This window comes from Oleiagrimonas sp. (genome assembly GCF_027858935.1).
Taxonomy (GTDB): Bacteria; Pseudomonadota; Gammaproteobacteria; order Xanthomonadales; family Rhodanobacteraceae; genus Oleiagrimonas.
In genome coordinates this window covers 1-13670 of sequence record NZ_JAQIBU010000287.1, presented here as the reverse complement: position 1 = coordinate 13670, position 13670 = coordinate 1, and the positions used below count along the sequence as shown (strand labels likewise).

General features: G+C 62.6%; 15 protein-coding genes, 1 tRNA gene and 1 pseudogene. 3 read left to right on the top strand and 14 right to left on the bottom strand.

All coding sequences use genetic code 11. The features are described 5' to 3' along the window. The 7 genes from PF446_RS10620 to tpiA form a co-directional block, all read right to left on the bottom strand. A partial coding sequence (locus tag PF446_RS10620; protein ID WP_298071396.1) for an NADH-quinone oxidoreductase subunit D occupies window positions 1-1025 on the bottom strand: 1025 nt, incomplete at its 3' end. 16 nt (window positions 1026-1041) lie between these two features. Beyond that, a complete protein-coding gene (locus PF446_RS10615; protein WP_298071395.1) occupies window positions 1042-1776 on the bottom strand; it encodes an NADH-quinone oxidoreductase subunit C in 735 nt (244 codons plus the stop codon). A 9-nt stretch (window positions 1777-1785) separates the two neighbouring features. Then, window positions 1786-2340: an NADH-quinone oxidoreductase subunit B gene (locus PF446_RS10610; RefSeq protein ID WP_298071394.1), complete on the bottom strand. Its 555-nt coding sequence runs from the start codon at window positions 2338-2340 to the stop codon at window positions 1786-1788. Further along, a complete protein-coding gene (locus PF446_RS10605; RefSeq protein WP_298071393.1) occupies window positions 2331-2687 on the bottom strand; it encodes an NADH-quinone oxidoreductase subunit A in 357 nt (118 codons plus the stop codon). Before PF446_RS10605 ends, PF446_RS10610 begins: the two co-directional genes overlap by 10 nt. Window positions 2688-2756: 69 nt before the next feature. Then, window positions 2757-2841: transfer RNA gene (locus tag PF446_RS10600), tRNA-Leu, on the bottom strand. Between the two features lie 17 nt (window positions 2842-2858). Then, window positions 2859-3302, bottom strand: coding sequence for a preprotein translocase subunit SecG (secG, locus tag PF446_RS10595; protein WP_298071392.1), 444 nt, complete (start codon window positions 3300-3302; stop codon window positions 2859-2861). 21 nt (window positions 3303-3323) lie between these two features. Further along, entirely contained in the window at window positions 3324-4079 is a 756-nt protein-coding gene (gene tpiA / locus PF446_RS10590) for a triose-phosphate isomerase (RefSeq protein ID WP_298071391.1), read from the bottom strand. A gap of 160 nt (window positions 4080-4239) precedes the next feature. On the opposite strand from tpiA, the gene PF446_RS10585 reads away from it, so the two are divergent. Beyond that, entirely contained in the window at window positions 4240-5079 is an 840-nt protein-coding gene (locus tag PF446_RS10585) for an SDR family oxidoreductase (RefSeq protein WP_298071390.1), read from the top strand. A gap of 17 nt (window positions 5080-5096) precedes the next feature. Here the strand turns inward: PF446_RS10585 and PF446_RS10580 are convergent, their stop codons facing one another. The 4 genes from PF446_RS10580 to orn all read right to left on the bottom strand — a co-directional run bounded on the left by PF446_RS10580 (window position 5097) and on the right by orn (window position 8974). After that, window positions 5097-6032, bottom strand: a complete 936-nt coding sequence (locus PF446_RS10580) for a 2-oxoglutarate and iron-dependent oxygenase domain-containing protein (RefSeq protein ID WP_298071389.1) — start codon at window positions 6030-6032, stop codon at window positions 5097-5099. A 44-nt stretch (window positions 6033-6076) separates the two neighbouring features. After that, window positions 6077-7426 carry a phosphoglucosamine mutase gene (gene glmM / locus PF446_RS10575; protein ID WP_298071388.1) on the bottom strand — a complete coding sequence of 450 codons (1350 nt, stop codon included), beginning with the start codon at window positions 7424-7426 and terminating at the stop codon, window positions 6077-6079. A gap of 64 nt (window positions 7427-7490) precedes the next feature. Continuing rightward, window positions 7491-8396 carry a dihydropteroate synthase gene (folP, locus tag PF446_RS10570; RefSeq protein WP_298071387.1) on the bottom strand — a complete coding sequence of 302 codons (906 nt, stop codon included), beginning with the start codon at window positions 8394-8396 and terminating at the stop codon, window positions 7491-7493. A 23-nt stretch (window positions 8397-8419) separates the two neighbouring features. Continuing rightward, window positions 8420-8974, bottom strand: a complete 555-nt coding sequence (gene orn, locus PF446_RS10565; protein ID WP_298071386.1) for an oligoribonuclease — start codon at window positions 8972-8974, stop codon at window positions 8420-8422. Window positions 8975-9084: 110 nt separating this feature from the next. Between orn and sbcB the strand changes: the two genes are divergently transcribed. Together sbcB and PF446_RS10555 are read left to right on the top strand one after the other, a co-directional pair. Beyond that, window positions 9085-10536 carry an exodeoxyribonuclease I gene (gene sbcB, locus PF446_RS10560; protein WP_298071385.1) on the top strand — a complete coding sequence of 484 codons (1452 nt, stop codon included), beginning with the start codon at window positions 9085-9087 and terminating at the stop codon, window positions 10534-10536. Beyond that, window positions 10533-11216, top strand: coding sequence for a DUF2461 domain-containing protein (locus tag PF446_RS10555; protein WP_298071384.1), 684 nt, complete (start codon window positions 10533-10535; stop codon window positions 11214-11216). Before sbcB ends, PF446_RS10555 begins: the two co-directional genes overlap by 4 nt. 204 nt (window positions 11217-11420) lie before the next feature. Here the strand turns inward: PF446_RS10555 and epmA are convergent, their stop codons facing one another. The 3 genes and pseudogenes from epmA to PF446_RS10540 form a co-directional block, all read right to left on the bottom strand. Further along, window positions 11421-12383, bottom strand: coding sequence for an EF-P lysine aminoacylase EpmA (gene epmA / locus PF446_RS10550; protein WP_298071383.1), 963 nt, complete (start codon window positions 12381-12383; stop codon window positions 11421-11423). An 8-nt stretch (window positions 12384-12391) separates the two neighbouring features. Further along, window positions 12392-13399, bottom strand: a complete 1008-nt coding sequence (lpxK, locus tag PF446_RS10545; protein WP_298071382.1) for a tetraacyldisaccharide 4'-kinase — start codon at window positions 13397-13399, stop codon at window positions 12392-12394. A gap of 79 nt (window positions 13400-13478) precedes the next feature. After that, window positions 13479-13670, bottom strand: a pseudogene (locus PF446_RS10540) (lipid ABC transporter permease/ATP-binding protein); the annotation flags it as partial.

Genomic DNA, 13670 nt, shown 5'->3' with positions numbered 1-13670 from the left:
GTGAAAAGCTTGAAGTGATGGATCAACGCTTCCATGTCGCGCTTCATCGATTCGCGCGAAGGTGGCGCAACCTTGAAATTGTCGAGCATGACCGGGCCCGGATTGTCCCTCAGCCAGCGCACGCACTGCTTGATGATGCGGTTCGACTGGCGCATCTCCTCGACCCGAACCAGGTATCGGTCGTAGCAGTCGCCATTGACGCCAACCGGGATATCGAAATCAACGTCCCCATAGGCCGCATAGGTCTGCTTCTTGCGCAGGTCCCATTCGACCCCCGAGCCACGCAGCATCGGACCACTCATGCCCCAGGCACGGGCCTGGTCCGGACTGATCACGCCAATATCGACCGTACGCTGTTTCCAGATACGGTTGCTGGTCAGCAGGTTCTCATACTCGTCGACCTTGGACGGAAAGTCGTCGGTGAAGGCATCCAGATAATCCAGCATGGAACCTTCACGCCACTGGTTCAGGCGCTTCAGATCAGCGCCCTTGTGCCAACGTGACTCGTTGTACTGCGGCATCTTTGCCGGAAGATCGCGGTACACGCCACCGGGACGGTAATAGGTGGCGTGCATGCGTGCTCCCGAGACTGCCTCGTAGCAGTCCATCAGCTCCTCGCGCTCGCGGAAGGCGTACAGGAAAACCGCCATCGCACCCAGGTCCAGGGCGTTGGAACCGAGCCACATCAGGTGGTTCAGGATGCGCGTGATCTCGTCGAACATGGTGCGGATGTACTGGGCGCGAACCGGGGCCTGGATATGCATCAGCTGTTCGATCGCACGCACGTAGCTGTGCTCGTTGCACATCATCGATACGTAATCGAGACGATCCATGTAGCCGATCGACTGATTGAATGGTTTGGACTCGGCCAGCTTTTCGGTGGCGCGATGCAGCAGGCCGATGTGTGGATCGACCTTGACCACGGTCTCGCCATCCATCTCCAGCACGAGGCGCAGCACACCGTGTGCGGCAGGGTGCTGGGGGCCGAAGTTCATCGTGTAATTGCGGATTTCCGGTACCGACATCAGGTCATCGCCTCGTTCAGTTCTCGCGCCAGTGATCTGCGGCCTCAGCCCGGGCCTGGATCAGGTCGGCGTCATCGCGGATGACCCGCGGCACCAGCACGCGCGGTACCACGGAGGTCACAGGCTCGTACACCACGCGCTTCTTTTCGGGGTCGTAACGGACCTCGACATTACCCACCAACGGAAAATCCTTGCGGAAAGGACGACCGACAAAACCGTAATCGGTAAGAATGCGGCGAAGATCCGGGTGCCCCTCGTAAACGATGCCGAACAGATCGAACGCTTCGCGCTCGAACCAGTTCGCGACGGGCCACAGTCCAGCCAGCGATGGCACCAGCGGCAGATCATTGTCTTCACAAAAGGTGCGTACACGCAGGCGCTTGTTGTGGTTGAGCGACAACAGGTGCACGACAGACGCGAAGCGTCGTGGCATGTCATCTGGCCGCGGACGGCCTTCCCAGTCAAAGCGTCCGGCAGCTTCTCCACGCACGCCACGAGAGAACCCCGTGCCCGAGGCACCGGTGGTTTCCCATTCGTTCTGTCCATAGCCGAGGTAGTCGACACCACATACGTCCACGACTTCGCAGAAATCGAACTCGGGCTCATCACGCAACGCCGTGGCAACACTCAGCAGGTCTGCCGAGGCGACCTCGATGGTGGTCTGCCCAAGCCTGGTCTCGACTTTCTGCAGGGTATTGCCGAAGCGTGCGATCAGACGCTCGGCCAGCGAGTTGGGTTGCGATTCGCTCATGGCCGGGCCTCAGCGCGCAATGGTGTGGGTGCGACGGATTTTTTTCTGCAACTGCAGGATCCCGTGGATCAGGGCTTCGGCGGTCGGAGGACAGCCGGGCACGTAGATATCCACCGGGACGACGCGATCACATCCGCGCACCACCGAATAGGAATAGTGGTAATAGCCGCCGCCGTTGGCGCACGAGCCCATGGATATGACCCACTTGGGATCCGGCATCTGGTCGTAGACCTTGCGCAAGGCCGGAGCCATCTTGTTGACCAGGGTTCCGGCGACAATCATGACGTCGGACTGGCGCGGACTGGGGCGGAAAATCACGCCGTATCGGTCCAGGTCCAGGCGCGCGGCACCGGCGTGCATCATCTCCACAGCACAACAGGCAAGCCCGAAGGTCATCGGCCACATGGAGCCGGTCCGGGCCCAGTTCATCAGGGCGTCGACGCTGGTGGTCGCCCACCCACGCTGCACGATCGGGTTGTCCCCGGCCGGCCGCAGGATGTCATCGACCAGATCCAGCGGCTGCGGGTTGTGCATGACCCGGTCAACGGAGGACATCAATCCCATTCCAGAGCTCCCTTCTTCCAGATATAGACGAACCCGACCACCAGCAGAGACAGAAACAGCGCCATCTCGACCAGAGCCACCATGCCGATCTTGTCGAACACCACTGCCCATGGAAACAGAAAAGCGACTTCCAGGTCGAAGATGATGAAGAGAATGGCGATGAGGTAATAGCGCACGTCGAACTTCATGCGTGCGTCTTCGAAAGCCTCGAAACCGCATTCGTACGGCGAAAGCTTTTCGGGGTCGGGGTTGTGGGGTGCCACGAGCAAGCCGATCGCCAGCAGGACGATGCCGAGGCCACCAGCCACGAAGATAAACAGCAAAACAGGCCAATATTCGGCTAGCACAGGGGAACAACCTCCAGGCTTTGTTGCGCGTGAAACAGCTGACGTCCCGATGACGTCCGCCTAAGCGTTTGGTGCCCAAGGGGGGACTCGAACCCCCACGACTTGCGTCGCTACCACCTCAAGGTAGTGCGTCTACCAATTCCGCCACCTGGGCAAATGTAAAGAATCGATCTACTTCTTTGTCGGAACAGGCGCTCCCTGCGAACCAGCAGCTGCGGGCGAAGTGTCCGGTGCCGCCTCGGGCACAGACGGCAGGTCAGTGCCGGTGGCGGCCTTCGAAGCCGACCCGGACGTCGCTGCAGCTGCCATCGTGGCGCCGGCACTGCTGGCCGGAGCGGCCATGCCCGACATCACGCCGAGGTTATCGGCCTGCTTGGGGGCACCGCTTCGGCTGAAGTATATCGCCATCCCGAGGCTGATGATAAAGAACAATGTGGCAAGTACGCCCGTGGCCCGCGTCAGAAAGCTTGCCGAGCCACGCGCACCGAACACCGTGCCCGATGCGCCCGCACCGAAACCTGCACCGGCATCGGCACCCTGGCCACGCTGCATGAGGATCAGCACGATCATCGCGGCGGCGATCAGAATGTAGAAAACACTGAAGATGATGAACATGTCGAATTTGTTTCCGCTGCGTCAAGCGCATGATTGCGCTGCCGCGCAGATGGCCAGAAAATCGTCTGCTGTTAGGGATGCCCCACCAATGAGACCGCCATCCACATCCGCTTGAGCAAATAGTACGGCTGCATTCGCAGGTTTGACGCTGCCGCCATAAAGTACGCGCGTCAGGCCGCTTATTTTAGCATCCCCTGCGGCCAAAAGGCTACGGATGAACGAGTGCGCCTGCTGTACCTGTTCGGGTGTCGCCGTGGTTCCCGTCCCGATCGCCCAGATCGGTTCGTACGCGACAACCGCATCCCTGAAAGCCTCGATGCCCGCGGCCTCGATCACCGCCGAGAGCTGCTCTGTCAGGACCGCTTCGGTACACCCCGCATCGCGTTGTTCCTTCGTTTCGCCCACGCAAAGCATGGGCAGCAGTCCGGCTTGGCGAGCGGCTGCAAATTTGGCGGCGACCTGCGCATTGCCTTCGTGGTGGTGCTGTCGACGTTCGGAATGCCCCACCAGCGCCCAGGCACAACCGATGTCTTCGAGCATCGCGGCGGAAATCTCGCCCGTCCAGGCGCCAGGTTGGTCGTGTTCGCTTACATCCTGGCCACCGAAGCCCAGGACATCGCCATGTGCCCGGATCAGGGGATCAAGGTAGGGAAAAGGGGGGAACACCACCACTTCGGTCCCGTCCGGTTGTTTCGCGGCGATATCTCGCACCAGGGACAAGGCCATGTCCCGCGTGCCATGCATCTTCCAGTTTCCGGCGACCAGCTTCCTGCGCATGCCCGATGCCCCTTGCCTTTGGTCGAATTTGAAAGCATAGCCCTGGCCCAGCGGACTGGCAATGCGACCGGTGCGCGTCACGCCACGAGGCCGTGCGCAGTACCATCCATGCTGCCACGCCGTGCATCTATGATGAGGCTTTCCAGGAACGGAGCTCCAAATGAGCGCACAAGTACGCCCTACCGCCCTGGTCACGGGCGCCTCCTCGGGGATCGGCGCGGCCTTTGCACAAGCATTGGCCGCGCGCGGCTACGACCTGGTGCTCAACGCACGCCGCGCCAGCCGCCTCGAGAAAACCGCGACTGCGTTGCAACTGCAACACCAAATCAAGACCCTGGTCGTGGCCGAGGATCTGAGCGACCCGATGGCTCCTCGCCGCATCACCGACACGGTGCATGCACACGGACTTCAAATCGACATGCTGGTCAACAACGCCGGTTACGGCCTGCCGGGGCGCTTCGACGAACAGGCCTGGATGGCCCACAACGATTTCCTTCAGGTGATGATCCACGCGCCGACCGAGCTGGCCCACCGCGTGCTTCCGGGCATGCTCGAGCGCGGTCACGGACGCATCATCAACATCGCCTCCCTGGCAGGTCACCTTCCCGGCTCGACCGGCCACACCCTCTACGCGGCGTCCAAGGCCTACATGATCCGCTTCTCGCAATCGCTCGCGCTGGAAAACCGCTCGCGCGGGGTGAATGTCTGCGCATTGTGTCCGGGATTCACCTACAGCGAATTCCACGATGTGACCGGTACCCGGGATCTGGTTTCACGCATGCCGTCCTGGATGTGGATGGATGCCGATACCGTGGCCCGTCAGGGGCTGGACGCCGTCGAACGTGGCGATGTCGTCTACATCAACGGCAGGGTCAATCGTGCCATCAAGGCCCTGTCCGAGATGCTGCCGGACCGCCTCGCCTTGCGCCTGTCGGATCGGCATTCGCGTCGCTACCGCTCGCTCGAAAAGCCACCGGGCGCGGACCCGCATGAGCACTGACATACCCTGAACCGTTTTCAGATCAGGCCAATCTCGCGCAGGCGTTGCATGAGGTATTCATGCGCGGTCATGGACTGGACATAACGGTTGGGATTGCCGGATGAAACGCACTGCGCAACCGGGTCCAACACCACGTCTGGATTCGGATGCAGGAAGAACGGCACCGAATAGCGAGGCTTGCGCGCGGCATGCCCGGGGGGATTGACCACGCGGTGCGTGGTCGACGGATAGACGTGGTTGGTCAAGCGCTGCAGCATGTCCCCGATATTCACCACGATGGCGTCGCCCTCGGTGGTGATCGGCAGCCATTCACCCTCGCGTGTGAGCACCTCCAGCCCGGCTGCACTGGCACCCACAAGAAGAGTGATGAAGTTGATGTCCTCGTGTGCACCCGCGCGCACGTTGGGAATGTCGCCCCGTGCGACCGGCGGATAGTGGATCGGCCTCAGGATCGAGTTGCCCTGGTCGATCTTGTCCTCGAAGTAATCCTCCGGCAGATCGATATGCAGGGCCAGTGCACGCAGCACGCGTGCGCCGAGTTGATCCAGCGCCTGGTACAAGCCGTATCCGTATTCACGCATGTGAGGAACCTCGTCCGGCCAAAGGTTCGGCGGCATGCACTCGGCAAAACGGGAATCGGGTTCGATCTCGCGACCGATGTGCCAGAACTCCTTCAGGTCCGGGTACTGACTGTCCTTGGCGGTCTCCACCTTGAACGGGGTATAGCCACGGGCGCCACCCGTCCCCGGCATGTGGTACTTCATCTTGGCCTCGACCGGAAGCGCGAAGAACCGCCGGAAGGCATCATAGGCTCCCGCGATGCGCTCGATCGCAATCCCGTGACCGCCAATACAACAGAAACCGAACTCCCGATAGGCCGCGCCCAGTTCGTCAACGAAGGCTTCGCGGTCGGTCTCGAAGCGTCGTATATCAAGGGTGGGCACGTGATTCATGGGCAGACCGGTTACAGGACGGCAAAGTCGACGGGACCGCGGACTCAGGCCTCCGCGTCGGCGGATTTTACGGCTTCGGCGAGGAAATCAACCAGCGTCTCCACCTCTTTCGCGTCTGCGGTCTCGATCGTCACTCGGATCACCGGCTCGGTTCCGGATGGACGAAGAACCACCCGGCCGTGGCCATCCAGTTTGTCCTTGACCGCTTGCAGTGCCGCCTGGACCGGAGCCGACGCCACCAGCGCGCGACCACCCGTGGCGCGCACGTTGCGTGTGCTCTGGGGCAGTTTATGCAGGCCTTCCCGGGCCGAAGCCAGGTCTTCGTCCTGATTCACCAGGGCCTCCAGCACGGCGAGTGAACTGATGATGCCATCCCCGGTCGTGGTGCGGTCCAGGCACAGGATATGCCCTGATGTCTCGCCGCCGAGCACCCCACCATGGGCCTTGAGTTGCTGCATGACATGGCGATCGCCGACCTGCGCGCGGATCAGCGGCACGCCCATGCCCTGCAGGACCTGCTCCAGGCCGAAGTTGCTCATCAGCGTTCCGACGACCGGTCCGTGCAGCAAGCCGCGCTTGTGCCAGTCGCGCGCCAGCATGTAGAGCATGTCGTCGCCGTCGGCCTGCACGCCGTTGCGGTCGATCATCTGTACCCGGTCGCCGTCGCCGTCAAAGGCGATACCAAGGTCCGCGCCGCTGGAGAGAACAGCCTGGCGCAGGGCCTGCGTATGCATGGAGCCCACTTCATGGTTGATGTTGAATCCGTCCGGTTGCGCTCCGATCACGTCGATCCGTGCGCCCAGTTCGGCAAAAACCCGGGGCGCCACGTGGTAGGTGGCTCCGTGTGCACAATCGAGCACGACATGCATGCCCGCCAGATTGAACTTCCTGGGCAGGGTCGCCTTGCAGAACTCCACATACCGGGCATCGGCATCCGTCACGCGCAGGGCCTTGCCCAACTTTGTCGAGGCCACGGTGACGAACTCGGCATCGACTTCGCGCTCGATGACTTCCTCGACGGCGTCGTCAAGTTTCTCGCCAGCGGCAGAAAAGAACTTCACACCATTGTCCTGGTGCGGGTTGTGCGATGCACTGATGACGATGCCGGCGTCTGCGCGCAGGCTGTGGGTCAGATAGGCAACTGCAGGCGTGGGCATCGGTCCGAGCAACTGTACATGAGCACCTGCGGCCACCAGCCCGGACTCAAGGGCAGACTCGAACATGTACCCCGATACCCGGGTGTCCTTGCCGATCAGCACGGTGGCACGTCCGTCCTCTCCCGCCAGCGCCACACCCACGGCGCGCCCCAGCCGCAACATGAACTCGGCCGTGATCGGCCAGGTGCCTACATGGCCGCGAATGCCATCGGTTCCAAAATATTTTCGTGGATTCATGAAGAACGGCTAAAGAAAATCTGCAATGGCCGAAGCTTAACGCTTTTATGCTGCAAACTGAGATTCAGTCGTCGTCATCGGGCCAACGTGGAGCCGCCGTCGATACGGCGACTGGACGATCGCCTTCATGAACGGCCTGCCAGACCGCCAATGCGTCACAGGTCGCGGCAACATCATGCGTGCGCACCAGGCGTGCGCCGCGCTGGACCGCGATCACTGCAGCAGCTACCGAACCTGCCACGCGCCCGGACGGAGCCTCGCGTTGCGTGATCGCACCAATCATGGACTTGCGGGAAAGACCCACGTAAACCCCGCCGGCGAGATCCGCAAAGCGCTCCAGCGCGCGCAGCAGCGCAAGGTTGTGTTGCAGTGTCTTGCCGAAACCGAACCCGGGGTCCACCATGACGCGCTTGGGGTCCATGCCGGCCATCTGGCAGGCGAACACGCGATCCGTCAGGAAGCGGTGCACTTCGCTCACCACGTCATCGTATTCCGGACCCGCCTGCATGCTGCGCGGCTCCCCCTGCATGTGCATCAGGCAGACCGGCACGCCCAGCGCGGCCGCCGTCTCCAGGGCACCCTCGCGACGCAGCGCATACACGTCGTTGATCATGCCGGCTCCGGCGGAGACAGCCGCACGCATGACCTCGGGCTTGGACGTATCCACGGCAACCGGCGCGGGCGACACCGCGGCCAGTTTCTCGATCACCGCAACCACGCGGTCCAGCTCTTCGTCGACCGATACATCCCTGGCGCCGGGCCGGGTCGACTCGCCGCCGATATCAAGCATGTCCGCACCCGCCTCGAGCAGGGTCAGCCCATGTGCCACCGCCGCATCCTTGTCGAGAAACTGGCCGCCGTCGGAAAACGAGTCTGGCGTTACGTTGACGATGCCGACCACGCGAGGCCGATCGAGCCTGAGGACACGCCCGGCGCAATCCAGTACAGGTGTGCCTTCATGGTCGAACATGCTGGGTGACCTCCGTTCGGGGCCTACAGGCCGGAAAGCTCGCCCATGAAACGGCGATAATGGCGCAACTCGTCGATCGAGTCGCGAACATCGCTCAGCGCGGTATGCGCGGAGCTCTTGTTGTAACCACCAGCCACATCGGGCGCCCAACGCCGCGCGAGTTCCTTGAGCGTGGACACGTCCAGGTTGCGATAATGGAAAAAACTCTCCAGACGAGGCATCTGTCGATGCAGGAAACGCCGGTCCTGGCAGATCGAGTTGCCGCACATCGGCGATTTGCGGGCAGGGACCCATTCATCCAGGAAGGCCAGCGTCTCCTTCTCCGCCCGGGCATGGTTCACGCTCGAGTTGACCACTTGCTGCCATAGCCCGGACCCACCGTGCTGGTTGCGGTTCCAGTCATCCATGGCCTGCAGCCTCGATTCGGGATGTCCGATGGCGAACACCGGACCCTCGGCCAGGATCTTGAGCTCGCGATCGGTGACCACGGTGGCGATCTCCAGAATGGAGTCGTTATCCGTGTCCAGGCCGGTCATTTCAAGATCAATCCAGATCAGGTTGTCCTCGTGCTTCGACATGATGCGCTCCTTGAGTCGGCGCAGTTTAACAGGGGACCGTCCTGTGGCTGCATGCTAGCCAAGCGCGGATGCGCGCCAGCTGGACGGGAGTCGTGCGAAAATGCGTAACCATGAGCGAGGCGAGCTTTTTCTGGCACGACTACGAGACCTTCGGAACCGACCCGTGGCGCGATCGCCCGGTGCAGTTTGCCGGGATACGCTCCGACATGGACCTGCATCCGATCGACGAGCCGGTCTCGCTGTTCTGCCAGCCCCCACTGGATGCCCTGCCCCATCCCATGGCCTGCCTGATAACCGGCATCACCCCTCAACAGGCACAGCGCGAGGGTCTGTGCGAAAGCGAATTCGCCGCCCGCGTGCACGAGGAACTGGCGCGCCCGGGCACCTGCGCCGTGGGCTACAATTCGCTGCGATTCGACGACGAGTTCACCCGTCAGTTGCTGTACCGCAATTTTCACGACCCCTATGCGCGCGAATGGCGCAATGGCAACTCGCGTTGGGACCTGATCGACCTCGCCCGCATGTGCTTTGCATTGCGACCGGAAGGCATCGAATGGCCCTTGCGTGACGATGGCGCGCCAAGCTTCAAGCTCGAACACCTGGCGGCAGCCAATGCACTGAAGCAACGGCGTGCGCATGACGCACTCTCCGATGTCGAGGCACTGATCGACCTGGCCCGCCTGATCCGCACGCGTCAGCCGCGACTGTGGGACTGGTATTTCGCCCTTCGGCGCAAGCAGAAGGTGTTCGAACTCCTGGACCTGGTGCGCAAGCCCGCCTTGTTGCATGTGTCCTCGCGCTATCCGGCTGCGAACGGATGCCTTTCGATGATCGTGCCGCTGGCCCAGCATCCGCTGCGTTCCAACGAGGTCATCGTCTATGACCTGTCCAGCAACCCGGTCGACCTGATCATGCTCGATGCCGGGGACATCGCCGATCGTATCTTCACGGCTCGCGCAGACCTGCCCGAAGAGATCGAACGCATCCCGCTGCGCACCATCCACGCCAACCGCTCGCCGGCCCTGGCGCCGCTGTCGGTGCTCGAAGGCGTGGATACCGCCCGCATCGGGCTGGACGTGGAACGCTGCAAGGTGCATCGCATGGAACTGCTTGCCGCCGGCGGCATGACCGGAAAAATCCAGAAGGTCTTCGCCGACGCCGCCGAGCGACCTCCGCCAGAGGATGCCGAACTCGCACTGTATGCCGGTTTCCTGCCCGATGCCGACCGCAAGCGGCTGGACACGGTGCGTGCCACTCCCCCCGCGCAACTGGGCCGGGATTTCGGTTTCGAGGATCCGCGCTACGACGAATTGTTGTTCCGCATGCGCGCACGCAACTGGCCGCAGACCCTCAGCCCGCAGGAATCGGAACGTTGGCACGCCTTCCGCAGGCAGCGGCTGCTTGGACAAGGACCTCTGGGTGGGCTCGGGCTGCACGATTTCATGCAGCAGTTGCATGCGCTTCGGGGCACCACTGCGGCCGAACAGCAGCCCACCCTCGACCAGCTCGAGCAATGGGGCCGCCAAATCGCCGGGGAAATGGACATCAGGATGGATACATGAGCCGCAGCTATTTCACACCCGCCACCTTGCGTTTCCTGCGGCAGCTGAAACGCAACAACAACCGGGCGTGGTTTCACGAGCACAAGGCACAGTACGAGGAGCACCTGCGCGAACCGTTCCTGACGCTGATCGCCGACCTGCAGGAGCCGGTCACGCGCATCAGTGCCCACTACCGCGCCGACCCTTCCAAGGTGGGAGGCTCGCTGTTCCGTATCCACCGTGACGTGCGCTTCTCGCACAACAAGCTGCCGTACAAGACCTGGAGCGGCGCGCGCTTCTTCCACGAGCGCCGCCGGGAAGTACATGCACCGGCGTTCTACCTGCATATCGAGCCGGGCAACAGTTTCGCCGGCGGAGGCATGTGGCACCCCGAGTCAAAGGTCCTTCGAAGCATCCGGACCTTCATCGTCGACAATCCCGGTGCCTGGACCCGTGCCACCGGCACGGCCTTCCGCAAGCGGTTCGATTTCCACGGCGAACGCCTCAAACGTCCTCCGCGAGGCTTCGATCCGGAGCATGCGCTGATCGAGGACCTGAAGCTGAAGAGTTTCGCTACCGGGGTTTCACTGGACGATGAGCTGATCTGCTCGCATGGACTGGTTGCCGCGGTCGCGAACAGCTTCAAGCAGGTGGCGCCGCTTGTCGATTACCTGTGTGCCGCGCTCGACCTGGAGTTCTGACCCCGGCCGGGGGGCATCCTTGAAGGCAAGACTTGCACCACATCCCGGGCAAGCCTCATTGCCTGGATCGATCAGGATAGCCGTGTGCAAAGACGTCCGCGTCATGCGTTACAGACATGGCTGTGCGAGATTTCGCCTAGCCAGACCTCTATCGCGACGAAAACTGCCATGGCCTGCCCGCGCAGACGATGACTCACATGCGCTTCAGGCATTGCTGAAGGTAAATGCCAGCACATCCGCGATGCGTTCTGTCCCGGCCATGCACATCAGCAAACGGTCCACGCCCAGGGCCACTCCCGCGCAATCGGGCAGCTGACCCAGGATCTCGAGCAGGCCCTCATCCAGCGGGACCTCATGCATGCCGCGCGCGCGACGCACGGCATTGTCACGCTCGAAACGTGCGCGTTGCTCGACCGCATCGTTGAGCTCGTGGTAACCGTTGGCCAGTTCCGAGGACCCCAGATACAGCTCGAAGCGCTCGGCCACGGGCACCGCGTCCTGACGCACGCGCGCAAGCGCACACTGACTGGCGGGGTAGTCGTGGATCACGGTGATGCGGTCGAGAGGGAACTGCGGCTGGATGCAATGGGTCATCAGCAGATCCAGCCAGTCATCGCGCCCCAGCCCCGCTGGATCAATCGCATAGGCTTCCAGCGGCATCCGCAACGACGCAACGGGAGCCTGATGCGGTTCCAGCCCGAGGTGGTCCTGGAAAAGACGACCATAAGTGGTCACGTGCACATCCGCGACACGCCCGACCTGGTCCAGGGCTGCCTGCACCAGATCCACCGTCTCGCGAGCCAGATCGCGCTGGTTCCATCCCGTCCGGTACCACTCGAGCATGCTGAATTCGGGATTGTGGCGCGCGCCGCACTCAGCGTTGCGAAACACCCGACCGAGCTCGTAGCAGTCGCCGATACCGGACGCCAGGAGCCGCTTGAGCGGGAATTCAGGGGATGTGCGCAGATAGCGCTCGCGCACGCCAGCGTCGACATGGCCACTGAAGCAGGTACGGAAGCTCATGATGTTCGGGTCGGTATTTCCGGCGGACGAAAGCATCGGAGTTTCGACCTCCAGCACATGGCGTTCGAAAAAGAACTTGCGGATCAGCCGATGCAGCGACGCACGAAGCTGCAATCGGTCAATGAAGTCTCTGCAAGCGGGCATGTCCGGGCTCAGGAATGTGAAGCGCGAACGCGAGGCTGCACCAGACGCAGGCGTTCATTGAGCTCGGCAAAGAAGGCGTCGGGCAACTCGGCACGCACCGGCACGCTATACCAGTTGCGTCGCGGGAAGTACATGCACTTGACGGCATCCTTGGCAGTCATGAGCACGGGGAGCTTGTCGCCGAAATCCAGGTCACGCGCGCTGAACGCGTGGTGATCCGGAAACGGGTGCTCGATCACATCAATGCGTTGCACCCGCAGGCTCTCGAAGAACCGGCTCGGGTTGCCGATGGCGGCGACGGCGTGGACCGTGCGACCCACCAGGGACGACAAGGCCAGTGGCGCGACCGGACCCATCAAGGCATGCGCGGTGTCGCCCAGCAAGCGCATCGGCACCTCGCCATGGCGAACCACCCCACCGTTGCAGACCCGAAAATCAACGCTCTGTAGCCGCTCGACAGGTTCACGCAAGGGGCCGGCAGGCAGCAACCAGCCGTTGCCAAATCGCCGGGTGCCATCAATCACGCAGATCTCCACATCCCGAAGCAACCGATAGTGCTGCAGGCCGTCGTCGGCAATCACCACATCCACACCAGCCTCGACCAGCAACTGTGCCGCTTCCGGACGCTCCCTGCCAACTGCCACCAGGGCGCCCGTTCGTCCGCGTATCAAGCAAGGCTCGTCTCCGACTTCCTGGGGGTCGGGGGTATCGTTCAGCAATTCCGGCACGCGTCGCTGGCCGCCATAACCCCGGCTGACCACCCCCGGATGCCAACCCCGTTCGCGCAGGGCCTCGACCAGAGCGATGGTCAGGGGGGTCTTCCCGGTGCCGCCTGCCGTGATGTTGCCGACCACAATGACCGGCACCGGCAGCCGCACGCCTGGAGTGCGCCCCTGCATGTAGCGTTCGCGACGCCAGCGCATGGCCCCGCCATAGACGCGGGAAAGCCCGCGCAGGACAACCGAAGTCGGTGCGGACTGGTACCAGCGGCGTTGTATGGCATCGGAGAGCCCCATGCCGGATCCACCTCGTCGAATACGTTGAAGGCGTGCCTGCATTGCCAGCGCCCCAGGGACAAGACTAACGCGTTGCAGTTCAGTCCGCGCCCAGCCTGGAAAGGCCCGAGTCATGGAACTGCAAGTGGTACAACGCGGCGTAATTGCCTTCCTTTTGAAGCAACTGCTTATGCGTGCCCAGCTCCACGATGCGCCCCTGGTCCAGCACCGCGATCTGGTCGGCATGCTCGACAGTGGAAAGGCGATGCGCGATGACCAGCGTGGTGCGGTC

Coding starts and splice junctions, on each gene's coding strand:
- glmM (WP_298071388.1), bottom strand. CDS start 7,426: ATGAATCCACGAAAATATTTTGGAACCGATGGCATTCGCGGCCATGTA.
- PF446_RS10610 (WP_298071394.1), bottom strand. CDS start 2,340: ATGGGATTGATGTCCTCCGTTGACCGGGTCATGCACAACCCGCAGCCG.
- lpxK (WP_298071382.1), bottom strand. CDS start 13,399: ATGGGGCTCTCCGATGCCATACAACGCCGCTGGTACCAGTCCGCACCG.
- secG (WP_298071392.1), bottom strand. CDS start 3,302: ATGTTCATCATCTTCAGTGTTTTCTACATTCTGATCGCCGCCGCGATG.
- folP (WP_298071387.1), bottom strand. CDS start 8,396: ATGTTCGACCATGAAGGCACACCTGTACTGGATTGCGCCGGGCGTGTC.
- PF446_RS10585 (WP_298071390.1), top strand. CDS start 4,240: ATGAGCGCACAAGTACGCCCTACCGCCCTGGTCACGGGCGCCTCCTCG.
- PF446_RS10580 (WP_298071389.1), bottom strand. CDS start 6,032: ATGAATCACGTGCCCACCCTTGATATACGACGCTTCGAGACCGACCGC.
- tpiA (WP_298071391.1), bottom strand. CDS start 4,079: ATGCGCAGGAAGCTGGTCGCCGGAAACTGGAAGATGCATGGCACGCGG.
- sbcB (WP_298071385.1), top strand. CDS start 9,085: ATGAGCGAGGCGAGCTTTTTCTGGCACGACTACGAGACCTTCGGAACC.
- orn (WP_298071386.1), bottom strand. CDS start 8,974: ATGTCGAAGCACGAGGACAACCTGATCTGGATTGATCTTGAAATGACC.
- PF446_RS10555 (WP_298071384.1), top strand. CDS start 10,533: ATGAGCCGCAGCTATTTCACACCCGCCACCTTGCGTTTCCTGCGGCAG.
- epmA (WP_298071383.1), bottom strand. CDS start 12,383: ATGCCCGCTTGCAGAGACTTCATTGACCGATTGCAGCTTCGTGCGTCG.
- PF446_RS10615 (WP_298071395.1), bottom strand. CDS start 1,776: ATGAGCGAATCGCAACCCAACTCGCTGGCCGAGCGTCTGATCGCACGC.